The organism is Plantibacter sp. Leaf314, from assembly GCF_001423185.1.
Classification (GTDB): domain Bacteria; phylum Actinomycetota; class Actinomycetes; order Actinomycetales; family Microbacteriaceae; genus Plantibacter.
Genome location: NZ_LMOB01000002.1, coordinates 346,380 through 362,153, shown reverse-complemented (window position 1 = coordinate 362,153; position 15,774 = coordinate 346,380). Strand labels below are relative to the sequence as shown.

14 protein-coding genes are annotated in these 15,774 nt (G+C 68.4%); 8 read left to right on the top strand and 6 right to left on the bottom strand.

What is annotated here, in order from left to right; genetic code table 11:
- Nucleotides 1-31: 31 nt before the first annotated feature.
- Together ASF68_RS14910 and ASF68_RS14905 are read right to left on the bottom strand one after the other, a co-directional pair.
- Nucleotides 32-1,576 (bottom strand): glycosyltransferase, encoded by a 1,545-nt coding sequence (locus ASF68_RS14910; protein ID WP_056012818.1) that lies wholly within the window; start codon nt 1,574-1,576, stop codon nt 32-34.
- Nucleotides 1,573-1,950 (bottom strand): hypothetical protein, encoded by a 378-nt coding sequence (locus ASF68_RS14905; RefSeq protein ID WP_056012816.1) that lies wholly within the window; start codon nt 1,948-1,950, stop codon nt 1,573-1,575. Before ASF68_RS14905 ends, ASF68_RS14910 begins: the two co-directional genes overlap by 4 nt.
- Before the next feature lie 163 nt (nt 1,951-2,113).
- Here ASF68_RS14905 and rfbA point away from each other — a divergent pair, with 163 nt between their 5' ends.
- Both rfbA and ASF68_RS14895 read left to right on the top strand, forming a co-directional pair.
- Nucleotides 2,114-2,980, top strand: coding sequence for a glucose-1-phosphate thymidylyltransferase RfbA (gene rfbA / locus ASF68_RS14900; protein WP_056012813.1), 867 nt, complete (start codon nt 2,114-2,116; stop codon nt 2,978-2,980).
- A gap of 7 nt (nt 2,981-2,987) precedes the next feature.
- Nucleotides 2,988-4,106, top strand: a complete 1,119-nt coding sequence (locus ASF68_RS14895; protein ID WP_056012810.1) for a glycosyltransferase — start codon at nt 2,988-2,990, stop codon at nt 4,104-4,106.
- Here ASF68_RS14895 and ASF68_RS14890 read toward each other — a convergent pair.
- Both ASF68_RS14890 and ASF68_RS14885 read right to left on the bottom strand, forming a co-directional pair.
- Nucleotides 4,038-4,973 (bottom strand): lysylphosphatidylglycerol synthase domain-containing protein, encoded by a 936-nt coding sequence (locus ASF68_RS14890; protein WP_056012807.1) that lies wholly within the window; start codon nt 4,971-4,973, stop codon nt 4,038-4,040. The two genes, ASF68_RS14895 and ASF68_RS14890, sit on opposite strands and share 69 nt — an antisense overlap.
- On the bottom strand, nt 4,963-5,904 hold the full coding sequence (locus tag ASF68_RS14885; protein WP_056013436.1) for a glycosyltransferase family 2 protein: 942 nt from the start codon (nt 5,902-5,904) through the stop codon (nt 4,963-4,965). Before ASF68_RS14885 ends, ASF68_RS14890 begins: the two co-directional genes overlap by 11 nt.
- 142 nt (nt 5,905-6,046) lie before the next feature.
- Here ASF68_RS14885 and ASF68_RS14880 point away from each other — a divergent pair, with 142 nt between their 5' ends.
- Entirely contained in the window at nt 6,047-8,944 is a 2,898-nt protein-coding gene (locus tag ASF68_RS14880) for a hypothetical protein (protein ID WP_056012804.1), read from the top strand.
- A 24-nt stretch (nt 8,945-8,968) separates the two neighbouring features.
- On the opposite strand, the gene ASF68_RS14875 is transcribed toward ASF68_RS14880, so the two are convergent.
- Complete coding sequence (locus tag ASF68_RS14875) at nt 8,969-9,709, bottom strand: ABC transporter ATP-binding protein (protein WP_082456132.1); 741 nt, start codon at nt 9,707-9,709, stop codon at nt 8,969-8,971.
- Nucleotides 9,706-10,545 (bottom strand): ABC transporter permease, encoded by an 840-nt coding sequence (locus ASF68_RS14870; RefSeq protein ID WP_056012801.1) that lies wholly within the window; start codon nt 10,543-10,545, stop codon nt 9,706-9,708. The genes ASF68_RS14875 and ASF68_RS14870 overlap by 4 nt, the downstream gene beginning before the upstream one ends.
- Nucleotides 10,546-10,736: 191 nt before the next feature.
- Between ASF68_RS14870 and ASF68_RS14865 the strand changes: the two genes are divergently transcribed.
- The 5 genes from ASF68_RS14865 (at nt 10,737) to ASF68_RS14845 (ending at nt 15,744) form a co-directional block, all read left to right on the top strand.
- Nucleotides 10,737-11,681: a class I SAM-dependent methyltransferase gene (locus tag ASF68_RS14865; protein ID WP_056012798.1), complete on the top strand. Its 945-nt coding sequence runs from the start codon at nt 10,737-10,739 to the stop codon at nt 11,679-11,681.
- An 82-nt stretch (nt 11,682-11,763) separates the two neighbouring features.
- Nucleotides 11,764-12,024, top strand: coding sequence for a hypothetical protein (locus tag ASF68_RS14860; protein ID WP_157580017.1), 261 nt, complete (start codon nt 11,764-11,766; stop codon nt 12,022-12,024).
- 4 nt (nt 12,025-12,028) lie between these two features.
- Nucleotides 12,029-13,564 (top strand): glycosyltransferase, encoded by a 1,536-nt coding sequence (locus tag ASF68_RS14855; RefSeq protein ID WP_056012792.1) that lies wholly within the window; start codon nt 12,029-12,031, stop codon nt 13,562-13,564.
- Between the two features lie 16 nt (nt 13,565-13,580).
- Nucleotides 13,581-14,816, top strand: a complete 1,236-nt coding sequence (locus tag ASF68_RS14850) for a hypothetical protein (protein WP_056012790.1) — start codon at nt 13,581-13,583, stop codon at nt 14,814-14,816.
- Nucleotides 14,809-15,744 (top strand): NAD-dependent epimerase/dehydratase family protein, encoded by a 936-nt coding sequence (locus tag ASF68_RS14845; RefSeq protein ID WP_056012788.1) that lies wholly within the window; start codon nt 14,809-14,811, stop codon nt 15,742-15,744. The genes ASF68_RS14850 and ASF68_RS14845 overlap by 8 nt, the downstream gene beginning before the upstream one ends.
- Nucleotides 15,745-15,774: the final 30 nt, after the last annotated feature.

Here is a 15,774-nt window from a genome sequence, read left to right as displayed (position 1 = left end):
GAGCCTGCGTGCGGGCCCCACGGGGTCAGCCTCACGCGGTGAAGCGGTCGACGCCCTTCCAACCCCAGCGGCGCGAGATCACCTTGCGCTGACGCTTCGGCAGTTCGTCCTCGGCGATGCTCCGGTCGAGCGAGGTCACGATCGGTTCGCAGAGCGTGAGCACCCGGCTGCCCTGCGACCAGACCTTCATGGCCAGGTCGAGTTCGGCGCAGTATCCGTCGAGTTCGGCGTTGAACCCGCCGACCGCTTCGAACACCAGCCGGTCGATGACGGCGAACTCCGTCGAGACGGCGGTCACCTCACGGTTGACGGTGAGTGCACCGTAGGTGCTGTCCGTCCCCGCCGGCCACCCGCGGAACGCGTCGCGCAGGTGCGTCTGCGAGGTGCGGTACCCGGCATGCTTGACCGTCTCGTCCGAGAAGACGATGCGTCCGCCGGCGAAGGCCACGTCGGGCTCGCCGAGTGCCCCGGCGAGCCGTGTGAGCGTCTCGGGCTGCAGCTCCGTGAGGGACTCGCCGAGGAGGACGAGGAGGTCGCCGCGAGCCTCGACGGACGCCTCGTGCAGCAGGCGCGTCCGCTCCTCGGCGGTGGTGTGGACGAAGGAGACCGGGAACCGGCCGGGAGCCCGGGTCACGGGCGAGGCGTCGCGGCCGGCCGGCAGCGCGACGATGAGCTCGACGATCTGCGAGGAGACCTCGGACGCGTCGAGTTCCGCGAGGAGTGCGTCGAGGCGGGGCGTGGGGGCGTCCGCCGCGACGAGGATCGACAGGGTCCGATCCGGGTGGAGCCGGTGACGGACGGCGTAGGTACCGAAGTTCGGACCGAAGGCGACCTCGGCGTCGATACCGCGTCGCTCGACCGCCGCCGCGACCGCCGCGAGACCGGCGTCCCACGCGTAGCTCTTCTCGGAGCCGTTGAGCGCCGTCGAGCCCGGGACCGCCCGCCAGTGGTACAGGACTTCGGGCACGTGGGCGATGCCGCGGGCCCGTTCCGTGAACCGCAGGACGAGGTCGTGGTCCTGTGACCCGTTGTACGCGGAGTTGAAGGGGCCCACCTCGCGGAGCAGGGAGGTGCGGAACACCGAGAGGTGCGAGGTGAACATCTGGCCGAGCAACCGCTCCGGCGACCACTCCGGCTTCGCGAACGGGATCCGGTAGTGACCCTTGTCGGTCATGACGTCCTGGTCGGTGTACACGTAGTCGACGTCGACGCCCGCCTCGATCGCGTCCTGCACCATGGCGAGGGCCCGAGGGTCGAGGGTGTCGTCGTGATCGAGCAGGGCGACGAAGGTGCCGCGGCTCGCATCGATGCCGGCGTTCGAGGCCTCCGAGATGTTGCGGTTCTCGGGGAGTTCGATGAGCACGATCCGGGGGTCGGATGCGGCGCACGCTCGCGCCGTCTCGAGGGTCCGAGGGTCTGGGGAGGCGTCGTCCACCAGGACGAGCTCCCAGTCCTCGTAGCTCTGCAACTGCACGGACGCCACCATCTCCTGCAGGAGGAACGGCGTCGTGTTGTACAACGGAACGACGATGGAGAACTGCGGTCCGGACGGGGGCGTCGGATCGGCAGCGGTCACGACCGGCCTCCGCGGAGACGCTTGACGACCCCGACGGGGCTCATCACGGCGGCGCCGATGCGCCACGTCCGCGAACCGGTGAACTCGCGCACCAGGCGTTCGTGGTCGCGCTCGCGCTCAGCCGAGATCCGCAGGTAGAGCGACTCGAAATAGTGCTGGCCGACCCTCGCCTGGGCGAGTTCGTCGCGGAGCCTCAGGTTCTCGTGCGCGAGGGGCAGCCCGTCGAGTTCCAGCTTGGACGCCGCCAGACGCTGCCTGGCGTGCTCCGCCTCGGCCGTCGCTCCAGTGAGTGCATCACGCAGTCTCAGGATCTCTGCGCGAAGCTCGCGCACGTCGTTCGTCTCGGCCTCTGCTGCCGAAGCGCTGTCGCTCACGGTGTTCTCCTTTTGTCTTTGCTACGGTGGACAGGCTATCGGACCGGTTCGACCGGTTCGTCGGCGACCATTCAGGAACGGACGGCGTCCCTTGGCCTCGGCCCTCGGATGCGATCCGACCAGCCGACCTCGTTTCGGCGACGACCTCAGAGGAAAGTGACCGATGCGCGGCATCATTCTCGCCGGTGGATCCGGCACGCGGCTCTGGCCGATCACCAAGGGCATCTCCAAGCAGCTGATGCCGATCTACGACAAGCCGATGATCTACTACCCCCTGTCGACGCTGATGATGGCGGGGATCAAGGAGATCCTCATCATCACCACCCCCGAGTACAACGAGCAGTTCCGTGCCCTCCTCGGCAACGGTGACGACCTCGGCATCCGACTCGAGTACGCCGTGCAGCCCTCGCCCGACGGCCTGGCGCAGGCGTTCATCATCGGTGAGGAGTTCATCGGCGATGAGAGCGTCGCCCTCGTCCTCGGCGACAACATCTTCCACGGCACCGGGCTGGGCTCGGCCCTCCGCAGCCACAACGACATCGACGGCGCGCTCATCTTCGCCTACCAGGTCGCCGACCCGAAGGCCTACGGCGTCGTCGAGTTCGACGACGACTTCAAGGCGCTCTCCATCGAGGAGAAGCCCGCGCAGCCGAAGAGCAACTACGCCGTCCCCGGTCTCTACTTCTACGACAACTCCATCGTCGAGATCGCGAAGACCATCGAACCCTCCGCTCGCGGCGAGCTCGAGATCTCCACGGTCAACGAGCGCTACCTCGAACAGGGCGAGCTGCAGGTGCAGGTCCTCGACCGCGGCACCGCCTGGCTCGACACCGGCACCTTCGAATCGATGATGCAGGCCTCGGAGTACGTGCGGGTCATCGAGGACCGACAGGGCTTCAAGGTCGGTTGCATCGAGGAGATCGCCTGGCGTGCCGGGTGGATCGACGACGAGCGGCTCGCGGCGCTCGCGGCACCACTCGTGAAGAGCGGTTACGGCCGCTACCTGCAGACGCTGCTCGCGCAGGCGTGATCGAACGGTGAGTCGGGCGGCCATCGGGAGGCTCGCGGTCGTCACCTGCTACCGGCATCCCGACTACATCCGGGCGATCACGCTGCGGCAGGGCATCGTGGACTCGGGTGCGGTCGACGAGATGATCGTCGTGAAGAACACCCGCCGTGGTGTCCTGCGGTATCTCGACGTCGCCGCTCAGCTCGTCCGTCTCCGGGTGTCCGGCACCCCGGACGCCTTCCTGGTGACCTTCCGCGGCTACGAGATCCTCCCGCTCGTGCTGCTGCTGGCGGGTCGCCGGCCGGTCTACTACGACGAGTTCATCAACCCCGTCGAGTGGTTCGTCGACGAGCACCACAAGTTCCCGGCCACCTCGGCGCGTGCGCGGCTCCTGCGCGCCGTCTTCCGTTCCCTGATGCGTCGATGTGCCGGCGTCCTCAGCGACACCGCCTCGCACGCCGACTCGTCCGCCCAGCGGATGGGGATCCCGCCGGAACGGTTCAGTGTCGTGCCCGTGGGGAGCGACGAGGGGACCTTCGCGCCCCGGCCGGACGGACCCGGCCCGGTCCGGTCCGTCGACGCGGCGTTCACCGTCCTGTACTACGGCTCGATGCTGCCACTGCACGGGGTCGACACCGTCATCGCCGCAGCGGTGTCGCTCCGACCTGACGCGCGAGTCCGGTTCCTCTTCGTCGGCGGGGGAGCTGCGACCGCACGGCTCGTCGCCGAGGCCCGTTCCCGGGGAGCGGCCGTCGAGCACCGGGCCTGGGTCGACTACGCCCAGCTCCCCGAACTCTTCTCCGAGGTCGACCTGCTGCTCGGGGGCCCCTTCGGCGGCACCGTCCAGTCGCAGTTCGTCATCACCGGGAAGACGATGCAGTACCTGTCGAGCGCTCGACCGGCGGTGGTCGGCGAGAACGCGGAGACCGGCGTGTTCACGGACCGCGTCGACGCCCTGGTCGTGCCGCAGCGCGACCCGGAGGCACTCGCCGAGGCCGTCAGCTGGGCGGCCGACCATCCCGAGGAGCTCGAACGGATCGGTCGACGCGGCCGGGACGTGTACGACCGACGCTGGTCGTCAGTCCGTGTCGCCGAGGCGCTTCGCGCTCTGCTGCTGGACGGCGGACCGCAGGTGGAACGCTCCTGAGATGAGGAACAGCACCCCGAGGAAGACCGCGTAGATCGCGCGGTCGGCGATGCCCGCGGCGACGATCGTGTCGGACGGGATGCCGTGGAGGTGCTGCGCGAAATAGAGGAAGCCCTCGCGGATGCCGATCGCACCCGGCGTCAGGGAGACGAACAGGGACAGGTTCGCGCTCGCCGCGTAGACGAGCGAGTGGAGGTAGTCGTAGGGGCCGGCGACGGCGTTCACCTCGACGAAGTAGATCACGCTCATCACGAGCGCCTGGACGACGGTGATGCCGGCGATCGCGACCACCGTGCCCGCCCGGTCGCCGAGCCCCAGCTTCCAGGTCGCCACGACGACGACGCCCGCGCCGATCGTGAGACCGAGCACCGACAGCCACGGCAGGGTCGTCGCGAACAGGAGCGAGGCGTTCACCGCGCCGAACACGAACAGGTAGAAGAGGGTCGCGAGGGTGTAGTCGCGCAGCCGCACACCGACGGTGGTCTTCAGATAGACGGCGCGGACCCCCGGCCCGGTCTGCAGCGGGCCGAAGAAGTTGGCGACCGTCGAGTAGACCGTCAGGCTGGCCCCCGGTCCCAGGGCGATCCGTCTGCCGCACAGCCGCACCGTGGCGAGCAGGATCAGGAAGTGGGTCACGAGCACGAGGACGTACAGCCCGAACAGGAGGGAGAGGTTGCCCCAGCCGATCGAGAGGGCGTCGGCGATGACGCTCGGGTTCGTCCAGACGTACACGACCAGGAAGACGGCGAAGGCGACGAGGACGGTGACGCCGATCCCTCGCCGGTGGTTCCGCAGCCAGGCGACGAAGGCCGAGCCGATGAACGCGGCCCAGACGCGACGGACCGCTCCGATGGGGTCAGTCGCCATACCGTTGCAGTTTCAGGTAGTCGAGCATCTCCTCGTTGAGGGTCCGGTTGATCCTCGTGAGGTCGGCGACCACGCCGATCGCGAACGACAGCAGGGAGCCCATGAGCAGGGTCGCGCCCACCAGGAGGCTCTGCAGATGGTTCCCCTGGTCGTCCACGAGCATGAGGACGAGGTATCTCGCGAACGGCGTGATCCCCGCGAGGAGGAGGATGAGGCCCAGACCCGCGAACACGACGTACGGCCGGTACATGAGATAGGCGCGCACGATCGCGACACCCGACTGGTACATGTGTTCCCCGATCGAGGAGAACAGGCGGGACTCGCGCGTCTTCGGGTTCGTCCGGACGGGGATGCTCGTGATGGCCAGACGCTTGTTGCCCGCCTGGATGATGGTCTCCATGCAGTAGCTGAACTTCGTCACGACGTTGAGCCTGATGAGCGAGTACTTCGAGTAGGCACGGAAGCCGCTCGCCGCATCCGGGAGCGTGGTCTTCGCCGCCTTGTTGACGACGAAGCTGCCGAACCGCTGCATGGCCTTCTTGAACGGCGAGAAGTGCTCGATGAGCGCGGTCTGGCGGTCGGCGACGACGATCTCCGCCCGCCCCTCGAGGATCGGCTGGACGAGGTCGCCGATGCGGTCCTGCGGGTACTGGTTGTCGCCGTCCGTGTTCACCACGATGTCGGCACCGTGGAGGAGGGCGTAGTCGACGCCGTCCCGGAACGACCTGGCGAGCCCCATGTTCGTCGCATGGCGGACGATGTGCGTCACGCCGTGGGCCTGGGCGACCTCGACCGTGCGATCGGTCGAACCGTCGTCGATCACCAGGATCTCGATCTCGTCGATGCCGGGGATCGACCGCGGGATCGATTCGAGCACCGCTGGGAGCGTCGTCTCCTCGTTCAGGCAGGGGATCTGGATGAACAGTCGCACGTCGTCCTCTCGCTGGCCGTCTCGCAGCTGTCCATTATCCCCGATCGTCGCGGCCGAGTTCGCGTCGCGGACGTGAGCAGGCATAATCGAGGGTGCGCGCGGTCGGACCCGGTGCACCCGAGATGCGAGACCCAGGACGCCCATGACTGCTCAACCGGACACGGCACCGGACGCCCCCTCGCGTCCCACCGTCCCGGTCACGGCGCTCCGCGTGCTCGGCATCGTGGCCTGGGCGTCCCTGATCGCCTTCGTGGTCCTGTCGATCGGACTGCCGCTCATCGGGGTCGGTACCTTCATGGGCACCGACATCCTGTTCCGGTTCGCGCCGTGGGCGTCCGCCGGCGGATCGACCGAGGTGGGCACCAACGCGATGATCGGCGACACGATCGACTCGGGCGTCCCGCAGATGTGGACGATCGTCGAGGCTGCCCGCCACGGCTTCTTCGCCGAGTGGCTGCCGTATCAGGCCGGCGGCTCGGAGCTCGGCGGGCTCCCGAACTCCGGTCTGTACTCGCCGATCTCCTTCGGGTGGTGGTTCCTGCCGGTCGCCGTCGCCCCCGGGTTCACGAAGCTGGTCGAGATGATCGTCGTGACCGTCGGGTGCTCGCTGTTCCTGCGACGACTCGGTGTGCCCCATCAGGCATGGCCCATCGCCAGTGTCGTCTTCCTCGCCTCGGGGTTCATGATCTCCTGGACGAACTGGCCCCAGACCAGGGTCGCGGCGTTCATCCCGCTCCTGTTCTGGGCACTCGACCGTGCGGCCGTCCGCAGGCGCCTCCTCGACATCGTGCCGCTGGGGCTGGTGCTCGCCGGCATGCTCCTCGGGGGGTTCCCGGCCATCGTCGGGTACGCCCTGTACGCGGGTGCCGCTTACGTCCTGGTGCGCGCGATCGTCGTCCACCGCCGGTTCTGGAAGGTCATCACCGCCGGCCTGGTCAGCGCCGCCGGCGTCGTCCTCGGGTTCCTGCTCTCCGCGTGGACGCTGTTGCCGTTCGCGCTGAACGCCGTCGCCGTCCTCGACTTCAGCGGTCGGCGACAGGGGCCGGAGAACCACCTGAGCATCGACGACCTGCTCTCGGCCTTCGTTCCGAGCCTCGTCGGTGAGGTGAGCTCGGGCGACACCTGGGGGAACAGCTCGCCCGTCGAGCGCTTGTCATACGTCGGCGCGGCGGCGGTGGTCCTCGCGGTCGTGGCGCTCCTCCTCAAGCGGCGGGGCGGTGGTCGCGACATGAGCCTGTTCCTCGCGGTCGCGCTGATCCTGTCCGGGCTGCTGGTGTACCTCGGCGGACCGCTCCTCGGCACCGCACAACAGCTCCCCATCTTCGACAGCAACCGGATCGGACGGCTGCGCGTCATGCTCGGCTTCTTCGTCGCCGTCCTCGCGGGCGTCGGGTTCGGGCGGCTGTTGGAGCGGGGCGACATGGCGCCGGTGTCGCCGCCGGCGACGCCGCGTCGACCGCTCGGTCGTTGGCTCTGGGGGCTCGCGACGCTCGGCTCGGGGATCGCCGCTGCGACGCTCCTCGCCGTCGCGCTCCAGCGCGCCGTGGTGTCCGCGCCGGAACGGTTCACCGCGCTGCTCGAGACGCAGGTCGTCTGGACCGTGGTGCTGCTCGCCGTCGCCGCAGCGCTCGTCATCGTCGTGCTCGCGACCCGGCGTGGGGGCATCCGCATCGTCGCGCTCTGCTTCGTGCCGCTGATCGTGGCCGCGCCGGCCGTCATGGTCGCCGACACCTGGTGGCCGAAGTCGGACACCGCGAGTGTGTACCCCGACACCCCGACGACGAGGTTCCTCCAGCAGCATCTCGGCGAGTCGCGGTACGCGTCGGTGGACCACGCCATGCTCACCGGGACGAACTCGATGTACCGGGTCCGCTCGCTCGGTGGACACACGTTCCAGACCGTCGAGTGGAAGTCCCTCCTCCTGCGCCTGGACACGGAGTCGCTCGCCTCGGCGACCTATTCGACGTTGAACTACCCGAGTCTGATCTCGTCGATCGAGTCCCCGATTCTCGACCGGCTGGCCGTCAAGTACGTCGTGATGGAGCCGAACCTCCCGGTCCCAGGCCGGTACGAGGACACTCCGGCGTCGGAGGAGGCCGTCCCGATCGGTGACGGCGAGATCGCCGTCTCGACCGTGCGGACCGGACCGGTGCGCAGCCTGTCCTTCCCGATGCCGGAGCCGGTCCTCGGAGCCGAGGGCGGCACCACCCTCGAGGTCACCCTCGTCGATCCGGAGACCGAGGAGGTCCTGGCCTCGACCTCGACGTGGTACCGCACCATCGAGGGTCAGCGGAGTGTGGCGATCGACGGGAGTGGCATCGCCCCCGACGCGTCCTGGCGGGCGGAGATCTCCATCGACCACGGACAGGGGCGGATCGCGGCCGATGCGGTGGCACCCGAGGCCGCCGCCGTGTCGCTCAACCGTCCGATGGACGACGGCCTCACGGTCGCGCACACCGGCGACGCGACCGTCGTCGAGCGGGGGACCGCCCTCGACCGGGTGCGCTGGGCGTCGAACGGCCTCGTCGAGCGCGACCCCTCGCGCCGAGTGTCCCTCATGGAGGATCCGCTCCTGCCGTCCACGACCGTGCTGCTCGAGGATCCCGACGAGCTGACGGGTGTCGATTCGTCGGCGACCACCGCGGACAGTGCCCCGACGACGGCGTCCAACGCCGACGTCGAGGTGCGCGACCAGGGATGGGACCTCAACCGGACCGTGGTCGGCGTCGACGCCGACGACGCCGGATGGGTCGTGTTCGCCGACTCGCTCCGACGCCCCGGTTGGTCGGTCACGGTCGACGGGGTCGCCAGTCCGCTGGTCGACGCGGAGCAGGCGGGCGCCGCGGTCCGCGTTGAGGCCGGCGAGCACCGGATCGAACTCGCCTATCGCACGCCCGGGCTCGACCAGGGCATCACTGCGACCCGCGTCGGCGTCGGGCTCTCGGTGCTCATCGTCGTCGGGACCCTGGTGATCCGGTGGGGTCGGCGCGCGCGGGTCACCGCCGGGAGCGACGAGCCGGAGCCGACGAACGCGCAGTAGCTCGGCGAGGGCCGAGCAGCCTGCTCAGCCCTGGTGCGGGTAGGTCGCCTCGTAGGCGGCGATCACCGGGTCGGCCGGGCCGACGAGCTCGAGGTTCCCCTTGTTGATCCAGGCGGCGTGGTCGCACATCTGCTTGACGGTGCCCATCGAGTGACTGACGAGGATCACGGTCTTGCCGGCGGCCTTGAAGTCCTCGAACTTCTGGAAGCATTTCTGCTGGAACTCGGCGTCACCGACGGCGAGCACCTCGTCGACGACGAGGATGTCGGGGTCCACGTTGATGGCGACCGAGAAGCCGAGACGGACGTACATGCCGGAGGAGTAGTTCTTCACCGGCTGGTCGATGAACTGCTCGACGCCGGAGAAGGACACGATGTCGTCGAACTTGCGCTGGATCTCCTTGCGGCTCATCCCGAGGATCGATCCGTTGAGGAAGACGTTCTCCCGACCGGACAGTTCGGGGTGGAAGCCGGAGCCGACCTCGAGCAGGGCGGCGACCTTGCCGTTCGCGCTGATGTTCCCGTGTTCCGGGTAGAGGATCTTCGCGAGGCACTTCAGCAGGGTCGACTTGCCGGAACCGTTGCTGCCGATGAGCCCGAAGGTGGAGCCGACGGGGACGTCGAAGGTGATGTCGCGGAGGGCCCAGAAGTCCTCGTGCACCGAGATCTTTCGGCGCATGATGGCGGACTTCAGGCTCTGGTTCCGCTCGTGGTACAGACGGAACTTCTTGCTGACGGAGTCGACGTGGACGGCGGTTTCGGTCATAGGATCTCGGCCAGTCTTTTCTCTTTACGGGTGAACATGAGGAAGCCGCCGACGAGTGCGACGAGCGCCCAGGCGATGCACGCGAGCACATCCGCGGGGTCCGGCCAACGCTGGTCGTACATGAGGTTCCGGAACACCGAGACGAAGTGGAACATCGGGTTGGACTCGTAGATGTTCATCACCGTGATGTCCGTGCCGAGGAGGCCGCCGAGCTTGTCGGACTGGACCTCCACGAGCGACGGCGGGTAGATGATCGGGGTCAGGTACATCCAGATCTGCAGGAGGATCGAGACGAGGTGCTGGGTGTCGCGGAAGTAGACGTTCGCGATCGCGAGGATGAGCCCGACGCCGGTCGCGAAGGCGGCGAGGACCACCATGAACACGGCGACGAGCGGGAGCCACACGATGACGCCCCACCCACCGACCGCGCACAGCACGATCACGAGGACGCCCATCTCGAACAGCCAGTTGTACCCCATGGTGAGCACGGAGGAGATGGGGAGGACGACCCGCGGGAAGTAGACCTTGGTGATGAGGCTCGCGCCGCCGACGATCGAGTTCATGCTCGCGGACAGTGCCCCGGAGAAGAAGGACCAGGGGAGGAGGCCGCAGAGGAGCCAGACGGCGAAGATGTGCAGGCCGCTCGGGTCGCCGGGCGCCGGCTCGGCGCGCAGCAGGAAGTAGAAGACGAACGAGTACACCAGCATCGACGACAGCGGGCTCACGAGCGACCACAGGCGACCGAGGATGGTCCGCTTGTACTGGCCGCGGATGTCTCGGAGAGTGAGATTCGCCAGGAGTTCCCTGGCGGATGCCAGATCCCTGAGATACTGCATGGAGCCTCGATTTGGGGTTCGGGTGACACGGGTGCGCAACCCGGACAATATACCGTAGCCATCCTGAGAGCCCGGGACCCGCGCGGCCCGCGCCGCCCGTCATCCGCTCCGCGCCGTGGCCTAGGGTTGATCGCGGATACGAGGACTCGTTCGGCTTTCGACGGTCCGCGGTCGACGAGAGGAACGGTTCGATGATGAGAGGTGCTTCGGCGCTCGGGCTCGGTGACATCACGACGGAGACCCCGGTCTCCTGGCTGGGCAAGGCCTCGTACTGGTCGCCCACGCACGTCGTCCCGTCGGCCTGGCACGAACACGCCCCCTTCGCCTTCTGGCTCGTGGACGCGCTGCGGCCGTCGAGCTTCGTCGAGCTCGGCTCCCACAACGGCTTCTCCTACTTCGCCGTCTGCGAGGCCGTGCAGCGTCTGGGACTCGACACGAGCTGCTCGGCGATCGACAGCTGGGAGGGCGACGAGCACGCCGGGTTCTACGGCGACGACGTCTACCGGTCGGTCACCGAGATCAACGAGGCCTCCTACACCGGGTTCTCACGACTCATCCGGTCCTACTTCAGCGACGCCGTCGACCAGTTCGAGGACGGGTCGATCGAACTGCTGCACATCGACGGACGGCACCGCTACGAGGACGCCGTGGAGGACTTCGAGACCTACCGGCCGAAGCTCGCGGCCACGGCCGTCGTCATCTTCCACGACACCTTCGAGTTCGAGCGCGGCTTCGGTGTCCATCGACTCTGGGCCGAGCTCTGCGAGCGGTACCCGGACTCGACGTTCCAGTTCGAACACGGGCACGGGCTCGGCGTGCTCGGCCTGGGCGACCTCCCGCAGCCGCTCGTCGACTTCTTCGCCGCCGGACGGGCCGACCCTGATGCGGTGCGCGCCGACTACGCCCGCCTCGGCGCGGTCGTCTCGGCACGGGCAGGCCTGGTGCAGGAGCGGTCGGACGCCCTGGCGGCGGTCGAGCGACAGGAGGCCGAGCTCGGTGCCGTGCGGTTGCACGCGACCCAGCTCGAGATCGAGTTGCAGCGGGCTCGCGACCGCTTCACCGAGGTGACCGACAGCACCGTGTGGCGGGCGACGAGCCCGCTCCGTCGGCTCGTCGACCGTGCCCGACGACGCTGAGCGACCGCCACTGGGCCGGGATCGGCCCGATGTTAGACTCGTCGGGTTAACCCGCCCGACGGAATCGAACGAGGGAATGACCATGACGACGAAACGCCCGACGGCGGCCGAACTGGCAGGCGAGGAACGAGTGCTCGCACTCGTCGACCGGGTGATCGGGCTCGAGGCCGAACTCGCCCGCGCATCGATCTACTTCTCGCCGACGAAGGACGACTTCGACGTCCTCGAGCGCGAGATGCAGGGGCTGCGCCAGCAGCTCGCCGCGGTCCACTCGACCCGCACCTGGAAGGCGGGCCGTGCCGTGCTGGCGCCGCTCCGCATCCTGAAGCGCGGACGCGCCTGACCCGATGGCCATCCCCTCCGCTTCCGGGACGACCGGTGCTCCGCTCGTCTCCTTCCTCGTCATCCGTCCCGACGCCGCCCGCGTCCAGGACCTGCTGGCCTCGCTGACCGGTCAGGCCGACTGGGAACTCGTGCTCGTGGCTCCCGTCGGTACGGTCGCCGACCACCGGTCGATCGTCCGCGCTGACGCCGAGGCGTCCGCCCCGGTCAGCCGACTGATCGAGACCGGGGTCGCCGCTGCCGGCGGCCGGTTCGTGTGCGTCCTGCCGGATGTCGGCGTGCCGGACGACAAGACGATCCAGACCCTCGTCGACTGGCTCGCGCTCGCGCCCGACGCAGCGGTGGTGTACTCCGACGAGTCCGCCGTCCGTCCCGACGGCGGCATCGAGGTCGTCTCCAAGCAGGGGCCCGCGCCGGAGCGGTTGCGCTGCCAGTTCTACTACGGCGACCTCCTGCTGTTCCGCCGCGACACCCTCGCCGAGATCGGCGGGCTGGCCCACGACGTGGACGGCGTCGAGCTCTACGACGCCGCACTCCGGTGCGTCCAGGCCGGTGCGGTCACGCTCCACGTGCCCCGTGTGCTGTTCCACGCACCGTCGCGCCGGGACATCGGTGCCTTCCCCGAGGCACGGCTCGAGCAGGTCCGGACGGTCCTCGAACGACACCTCGCCGCCACCGGCGGTGGAGAGGTGCGTGCGGTCGCCGCGGACGGCGTCCACACCACCGTGCGTCCGCTCCACGGCGAGCCGCTCGTGTCCGTCGTCATCCCCACCCAGGCGCGCTTCAGTGCGCCGCTGCGGGCCGGCGGCGAACCGCACAGCTACCTCCTGCACGCCCTCCGCGGCCTCGTGGAACGGACGACGTACCAGAACCTCGAGGTCGTCCTCGTCGTCGACACCGACCCCGAGCCGGCCGTCATCGACGAGGCCCGCGCACTGCTCGGCGACCGCCTCGTCGTCGTCGACTTCGACCTGCCGTTCAACTTCGCGGCCAAGGCGAACCGCGGCGTGCTGAGCGCCGTCGGCGAGTACGTCCTCATGCTGAACGACGACGTCGAGGTCATCACGCCCGACTGGATCGAGTCGCTGCTGCGCCTCGCGCAGCTCCCCGGCGCAGGCATGGCCGGCTGCATGCTCTACTACGAGGACGACACCATCCAGCACGGTGGACACCACTACTGGATGGGCAGCCCGACGCACATCGGCCTGCAGGTCCCGCGCGGTGCGGCCGGATCGCAGCACGCGTTCCAGGTCGAGCGCGAGGTCGGCGGCGTGACCGCCGCCTGCTCGCTGTTCCCGCGATCGGTGTACCTCGAGGTCGGCGGTATGACCACGCTGCTGCCCGGTGCGTTCAACGACGTCGACTTCTGCCTCAAGGTGGCGGAGCTCGGTTACCAGGCCTACTGGACGCCGCGCGCGGAGCTGTACCACTTCGAGTCGAAGACCCGCGATGCGCGTGTCCGTGCCTACGAGCTCGAGACCCTCGGACGGCGTTGGCGCCACCGACTCCACCAGCCGCAATACTGGCCATTCCCGGAATAGAGGTCGGTCCGCCGATATGAGATCAGTCATCACCACCTGCAGGAACGCCCTGTCCGTCCTGAAGCACGAAGGTCCCCGCTTCTTCTGGAAGCGCGTCGAACTGAACATCAAGTCGAGGTTCGCGGGGAAGAAGCTCATCCTCCCGGTCAAACTCGAGGACGCCCTCGCCGTCGACTGGACCGAGCCCGGCCCGCAGCTGTCGGACCCGGTCGTCGTCCGCGACCGGAAGTCGCACATCGCCTGGGTGATGTCGCCGCCGAGCGCCACGAGCGGCGGACACCAGAACCTGTTCCGCTTCATCGACTACGCCGAGCGCGCCGGGCACACGTGCAGCGTGTACATCTACAACAGCCTCGGCGTGATCGTCAAGGAATCCGACCTCAAGCAGCTGCTCCGCGAGTCGCCGGCGTACCCCGACGTGCGGGCTCGGGTGCACAACCTCGACGAGCGCGGGGTGGCCGACGACGTCGACGCCATCTTCGCGACGGGTTGGGAGACCGCCTACCCGGTGTTCCGCGACCGGTCGCGGGCGCGTCGCTTCTACTTCGTCCAGGACTTCGAACCGGCCTTCTACCCGTCCGGTTCGGAGGCCATCCTGGCCGAGAACACCTACCACTTCGGCTTCCACGGCATCACCGCGGGCGGCTGGCTCTCGAAGAAGCTGCACGACGAGTACGGCATGCCCACCGACCACTTCGACTTCTCGGTGGACCGGACGCACTACAGCCTGACGAACCGCGCGCGGCGCAAGGAGATCTTCTTCTACGCCCGCCCGGTCACCCCGCGGCGTGCGTTCGAGCTGGGAGTGATTGCCCTCGGCGAGTTCGCCAGGCAGCGACCGGACTACACGATCAACATGGCCGGCTGGGACGTCTCGGACTGGGACATCCCGTTCGAGTACAAGAACCTCTCCGGGCTGTCGATCTCCGAGCTGAACCCGATCTACAACCGCTGCGCCGCCGGGCTCGTCCTCTCCCTCTCCAACATGTCGCTGCTCCCGCTCGAACTCATCGCGAGTGGCGTGGCGCCGGTGGTGAACGACGCGCCGAACAACCGGCTCGTCTCGGACAACCCCTTCATCGAGTACGTGCAGCCCGCACCCGGTGCGATCGCCAAACGCCTCGTCGAGGTGGTGTCACGGCAGGACGCGGTCGAACGCTCGATCGCGATGGCGGACTCCCTGGAGCACACGAGCTGGGACGACAGCGGACGACAGTTCGTCGAGGCGTTCGAACGGGCGATGCGTGGCTGACGCCCTCGTCATCGGTGCGAACGGGTTCATCGGTTCGCACCTGGTCGACGCACTCAAGGCCGACGGACACCGGGTCCGTGCGTTCGACCGGTTCAGCTCGCGTGAGCCCAGTTTCGACACCGACGGGGTGGAGATCGTCCGCGGTGAGTTCCTCAGCCGGTCCGACCTCGACGCCGCGGTCGCCGGCATGGACCTCGTGTTCCACTTCCTCTCGACGACGACCCCGGCGACGGCGCAGAACGACCCGACGCTCGACATCCGGACGAACGTCGCCCAGACGGTCGAGATGCTCGAGAGCTGTGCCGCGGCCGGCGTCGGTCACTTCTACTTCGCCTCGACGGGCGGAGCGATCTACGGGGCCCAGGACCGTGCCGAGTACGTCGAGACCGACCCGACGCTGCCGGTGTCGCCCTACGCGATCGGCAAACTGACGATCGAGAACTACCTGCGCTACTTCCAGGCGGTCCGCGGCCTCCGCTCGACGGCGCTCCGCATCTCGAACCCGTACGGCACGCGGCAGCACCACAACAAGAAGCAGGGCCTCATTCCGATCGCGCTCCGGCAGATCGCCGTCGGGGAGCCCGTCGTCCGGTTCGGGGACGGCTCGATGGTCCGCGACTACATCTTCGTGAACGATGTCGTGCGCATGATCACCCGCATGGTCGGTCGCCGGCACGAGCACGAGGTCTACAACCTCGGGAGTGGACGCGGGCTGACGGTCAGCGAGGTGCTGGCATCGCTCCGCCGGGTCACCGGGGTGGATTTCGAGGAGCAGGTGCGTCCCGTGCCCGTGACCTTCGTCGATCGTGTCGTCCTCGACATCGGCCGGTATGCGGCCGAATTCGGCCGTCCGGGCTTCGAATCGCTCGACGACGGCGTCCGGGCGACCTGGAACGGCATCCTCGAGGAGCGCGACGCAACGCGATGACGGACGCGCCGATCTGGTAACGATTGTCCG